The sequence below is a fragment of the Gemella bergeri ATCC 700627 genome (genome assembly GCF_000469465.1).
Taxonomy (GTDB): domain Bacteria; phylum Bacillota; class Bacilli; order Staphylococcales; family Gemellaceae; genus Gemella; species Gemella bergeri.
The window spans coordinates 1-5,725 of record NZ_KI271863.1 but is presented as its reverse complement, the minus strand read 5'-3'; the positions used below and the strand labels follow the sequence as shown (position 1 = coordinate 5,725).

At 36.4% G+C, this 5,725-nt stretch carries 4 protein-coding genes; all 4 read right to left on the bottom strand.

Annotated elements, in window-relative coordinates; genetic code table 11:
* Nucleotides 1-145 precede the first annotated feature (145 nt).
* From lpdA to HMPREF1983_RS06025, 4 genes are read right to left on the bottom strand one after another with little or no spacing between them, the layout of a single operon-like run.
* Entirely contained in the window at nt 146-1,894 is a 1,749-nt protein-coding gene (lpdA, locus tag HMPREF1983_RS06040; RefSeq protein ID WP_021753416.1) for a dihydrolipoyl dehydrogenase, read from the bottom strand.
* Nucleotides 1,895-1,954: 60 nt separating this feature from the next.
* On the bottom strand, nt 1,955-3,346 hold the full coding sequence (locus HMPREF1983_RS06035) for a dihydrolipoamide acetyltransferase (RefSeq protein ID WP_021753415.1): 1,392 nt from the start codon (nt 3,344-3,346) through the stop codon (nt 1,955-1,957).
* A 32-nt stretch (nt 3,347-3,378) separates the two neighbouring features.
* Nucleotides 3,379-4,371 (bottom strand): alpha-ketoacid dehydrogenase subunit beta, encoded by a 993-nt coding sequence (locus HMPREF1983_RS06030; RefSeq protein ID WP_021753414.1) that lies wholly within the window; start codon nt 4,369-4,371, stop codon nt 3,379-3,381.
* A 57-nt stretch (nt 4,372-4,428) separates the two neighbouring features.
* Nucleotides 4,429-5,409 carry a thiamine pyrophosphate-dependent dehydrogenase E1 component subunit alpha gene (locus HMPREF1983_RS06025; protein WP_021753413.1) on the bottom strand — a complete coding sequence of 327 codons (981 nt, stop codon included), beginning with the start codon at nt 5,407-5,409 and terminating at the stop codon, nt 4,429-4,431.
* Between the last annotated feature and the right edge of the window lie 316 nt (nt 5,410-5,725).

The following is a 5,725-nucleotide window of genomic DNA, read 5'->3' as shown; positions in this document are numbered from 1 at the left end:
CAAAGAAAATATTTTTAATTAATAATTCTAAATTTTTAAAAATTTTACTTACTGATAATTTTATTTATAACTTTTCTCAAATAAAAAACCAACTCTTAAAACTTTTATCCAAATTTTGGAGAGTTGGTTTATATTTTTTCTTTAATTATTTATTTTTCTTTTTAGGAGCATGGATACACATATCAATACAGTCAGCCATAGCTTCATATAATGCTTCTGAATATGTCGGATGTCCATGAATAATATCCATTACATCATCAATTGTCATTTCTGTTTGAATAAGCGTTGATCCTTCATTAATGATTTCAGCCGCTACAGGTCCAACAATATGAATACCTAAAATTTCTCTATATTTAGTATCCATAATTACTTTAACAAACCCTTCACCATGGTTAGAAGCTAACGAGCGTCCATTAGCAGCAAAGTTGAAACGTCCAACTTTTACATCATGTTTTTCACGAGCTTGATCTTCTGTTAAACCAACCATTGCAACTTCCGGATGTGTGTAAATTGCTGCCGGAGTAGACTTAAGGTCAACTTTTTTACTATGTCCCATTGCGTTTTCAGCAGCAACTTCTCCCATTTTGAACGCTGCATGTGCTAACATCTTAGTACCGTTAATATCTCCCGGTGCATAGATACCTTTTACAGATGTTTCCATATACTCGTCAACTTTCACACGTCCACGTTCCATTTCGAATTTATCTGCTAATTCTCCAAGACAAGTGTTGTCCGGTACACGTCCGATAGATAATAATACCTTATCTGCTACGATGTCGGCTTTACCTTCTACCTTAACTACCACTTCATGCCCTTTATCAACGATTTCCAGTAATTTAGTTGAAGTAAGAACGTTAATCCCTTGTTTTCTAAATTGTTTTTCTAATGCTACAGAAGCATCTTTATCCATATTAGCGATTAATCTGTCAGCCATTTCAACAATAGTTACTTTAGAACCGAATGTTGCAAATGCCTGTCCTAATTCAGAACCAATTACACCACCACCGATAACAGCTAAACGTGACGGTACTTCCGTAATGTCTAAAAATTCATCACTTGTTAATACCTTGTCGCTATCCATTCCCGGAATATTAATTCTGCTAACTTTAGAACCACCGGCTAAAATTACGTTATCAGAGTCAATAGTTTCTTTATCGTCAACAACAACTTTTTTATCAGCTGTTAGTCTACCTACACCGTTGAATACTTTAACACCATAAGATTTAAGGAGTCCTGCCACCCCACCTGATAATGTTTTAGAAACTTTATTTTTAACCGCTACAGTTCTTTCCATATCTACCGTAAAGGCATCATTCACAAGCTTAATACCACGATCTTTTGCCGAGTGAATGTAGTTAATAATTTCTGCATTGTGCAAGAATGTTTTTGTCGGGATACAACCACGATTTAAACAAGTTCCACCTAGTTCACGATTTTCAACTAATGCTACTTTTCCACCTAATTGTGCTGCCTTAATAGCTGCCACATAACCGGCAGGACCACCACCGATAACGGCAACATCATATTCCCCACGACGTTCACGTTTTGGTAATACTTTTTCTTTTTTGGTTTCCGGAACTTTTACATCAGCTGCAACTTCTTTTACTACTTCTTGAGCTGCTGCTACCGTTCCGTCCGCACTCGGTATTTCTTCACCGGGTTGTCCAATCCACGCGATTGTTTGCACTACGGGCACTGTTGACCCTGCCGGATGTAAGATTTTCAATAATGTTCCGCTTGCTTCAGCTTCTACTTCCATATTTACTTTATCAGTTACAATTTCAAGTAGGACTTCACCTTCTTTAACTTCATCCCCCTCGTTTTTAAACCATTGTACGATTTCGCCTTCTTCCATTTCACTACCGGCTTTTGGCATAATAACTTCTACTGCCATGTTTTTCTCACTCCTTAAATACTAGTTTATATATATTTTTTCTTTAACATTATATCATTATTAGATTAACAATGATAGTGGGTTTTCGATAGCTTCTTTCAACGTCTTCATGAATTTAGCCCCCTCTAATCCATCTACTACACGGTGATCTGCTGTTAAGGTAAGAGTCATAATTGGTCTTACAACTATTTCACCGTTCATTACAACCGGTTTCGGCACAGTTGCACTAACACCTAAAATTGCTGTATTAGGTTGGTTTATAATTGGTACAAAACTTTTAACGCCATACATACCTAAATTACTGATTGTAAATGTTGAATCAGCCATTTCATCCGGTTTTAATTTTCCGTTAAGAGCTTTTGTTGTAATTTCTTTAGAAGCTACCACCAACTCTTTAAGGTTCATCTTATCTGCACCTTTAATTACCGGTACCACTAATCCGCTGTCCATACCAACAGCTATTGATAAGTTTACATAATGATGTAGATACATCTCTTTCTCATCTTTTGATAATGAAGCATTTACATATGGATGTTTCATCAATGATTTAATAACCGCTAATGAAATAAAGTCAGTTACTGTTGCTTTTTTACCTGTTTCTTCTATGATTGTATCAACAACTTTTTTACGTAATGCTAATAGTTCCGTCATATCCACTTCAACATTAACTACAAAAGTCGGTGCACTGAAATAAGATTCACTCATACGTTTAGAAATAACTTTACGCATCGGTGACATAGGTACTGTTTCAACAACGCCCCATTGATTTTCATTAGGAGCAAGTGGTGCTTTTTTAGCTTTTGCCGGTGCTACCTCTTCTTTTTTCACCGGTGCCGCTTTTGGTGTACCATGAAGTACTGCAAGCACATCCGCTTTCATAATCTTACCGTTTGGTCCCGTACCGACGATACCTGTTGTACTAACTCCCTCAATTTCAGCAATACGTTCTGCTAATGGAGAAATTTTCACCTTACTGTTAAGTTTATACTCAAGTACATCTTCTTTATGAATACGCCCTTTAGCACCTGTTCCTTTAACTTTTGCTAAATCAATTCCTTTTTCACGTGCATACGCTCTTGCCGCAGGTGTTGCACGCAATCCTGAATAATCTATTTTTTCTATTTCCTTAACCGGCGTCACATCTACTTTTTTCTCTACTATTGTTTCCGCTGGTGCTACCTCTCCTGTTGCACTTGCTCCCGGAATTTCTTCTCCTGCTTCCCCTATCCATGCGATAGTTTGTACCACAGGAACTACATCTCCAGCTTGTGCCAATATTTTTAAAAGTGTTCCGCTAGCGTCAGCTTCTACTTCCATATTTACTTTATCAGTGACGATTTCTAATAGGACTTCTCCTGCTTCTACACGGTCTCCTTCTTTTTTAAACCATTGTACGATTTCGCCCTCTTCCATTTCACTGCCGGCTTTTGGCATAATAACCTCTACTGCCATTTTGTATTTCACATCCTTCGCTAACTAAATTATTATTTTTTATTTATCGCTTTTTTAATTGTTTCTTTAATGTCTTCAACATCCGGAACAACTAATTTTTCTAAATTTTTAGCTGATGGAATATTTGTATCAGCTCCTGCCACACGGTATATAGGACTATCCAAGAAATCAAATGCATCACTTTCTGCAATACGTGCAACGATTTCTCCACCAAAACCACCAGTTTTAAATGAATCGTGGCATACCACTAATTTACCTGTTTTCTTAACGGATTTAACAATAATATCCGTATCCAGCGGTACCAAAGTAATCGGGTCTACTACTTCTACTGAAATACCTTCTTCTTTTAGTTCTTCCGCAGCTTTTAAACTACGTTCCAACATACGTCCCCAACTAACTAATGTAATATCGCTACCTTCGGCTTTAATATCCCCTTTACCGATAACACCGATTTTCCCAACTTCTACTTCACCTTTACGACCAAATAATGCTTTTGGTTCAATAAAGATAACAGGGTTATTATCTCTTACAGACGCTCTTAAAATAGAGTAAACATCACCTGCTGTCCCCGGTGCTACTACTTTTAAGCCCGGAATATGACAGAACCACGCTTCTAATGCTTTAGTATGTTGTGCTGCGGCACCTGTTCCCGCACCGGAAGCACAACGGTATACTACCGGCACTTGAACATCTCCACCTAACATATAGCGCATCGGAGCTGCTTGGTTAACGATAGCATCCATTGCTATTGTTACGAAATCCATGAATGTCACATCAACGATTGGACGCATGCCTACAGAAGCAGCCCCTGCCGCCGCTCCGTTAATAGCCGCTTCACTAATCGGTGTATCAATTATACGTTCTTCTCCAAATTCTTCCAGCATACCGACAGTAGTACCGAAATCTCCTCCGAAGATACCGACATCTTCACCCATTAAAAATACATTTTCATCTTCACGCATTTCATGAGTCATCGCTTCTTTGATGGCTTCACGAATTGTCATAATTTTTGTTTCTTTAGTCATAACTATTAATCTCCTATGTATAAATATTATTCTGGTATTTATTAAATATTACGCAAATTAATCAGCGTAGTTATCTTGGAATGCAACTTCCGGTTCAGATAGTGGTGATTCTTTTGCAAATTCTACCGCATCATTGATAGTTGCATTTGCTCTAGTTTCAATTTCTTTTAATTCTTCTTCTGTTGCAATATTATTTTCTAATAAGAATTTTTTATATTTTACGTTAGGATCTTTTTTCTTCCATTCTGCTACTTCTTCACGACTACGGTATTTTCCGGCATCAGAAGCAGAGTGACCAAACCAACGATATGATACGGCTTCAACCAACACAGGTCCTTTACCGCTTCTTGTATGCTCAATAGCTTCTTGCATTGCATCATACACTGCAAGAACATCGTTACCATCTTCTACATGGATACCTTTAATTCTATAAGCTGCAGCACGTTCAGTAATTTTCTCAACACGCATACATCTTTCTTGTGCCATTGAAATACCATATTTATTATTAATTACATAGAAAATAAGTGGTAAATCCCAGTTTGATGCCATGTTCAAACATTCGTGGAAACTTCCTTCATTTGTTGCACCGTCTCCCATACAACATACAACGATATTACCGGTTTTTTTCATTTTTTGTGCTAAGGCAGCTCCTGTACTTAATCCGTGTCCGCCACCTACAATACCGTTACAACCCATGTTCCCATGCTCTAAATCATAAACGTGCATACTTCCGCCACGTCCTTTACATTGTCCGGTCGATTTACCAAGAATTTCTGCCATCATACGATCAATTTCGACACCTTTTGTGATTGTTTGTCCATGACCACGGTGATTAGAATACATTAAATCTTCTTTTTTTAACGGATAGATCGCGCCGACATTTGCTGCCTCCTCTCCTACAGAATAGTGAGTCATACCATGAACTAAACCACGTGAGTATAGTTTACTTAACCCCATATCAAAATCTCTTATAAGTTGCATTAGTTCATACATTTCTAAATGCTCTTGTTTAGTTAAGTCTTTTGATGTTTTTACCATAATAACCTCCAAAGTTAATATATATTAAATGTATATAAATTATGTATTCATATATTACTCTACTAATATACAACTTTTAAAATTGGTTGTCAAATTTTCAAACCGAAATAAAATAATAATATTTGCCTTACCTTAAAAACACTCTTTATTTAACACTGATTTTTAACATTTATAAACAGCTATTAGGTTTTTACTATATTTGCTTTTATTTTCAATTTAATCTGTGATAATATAGAAATTCTCTGTTGTATACTTATATTAATACAGAAATAAATTATTACTCTTATAAGATACATTCTATTTTTTAATATTAATA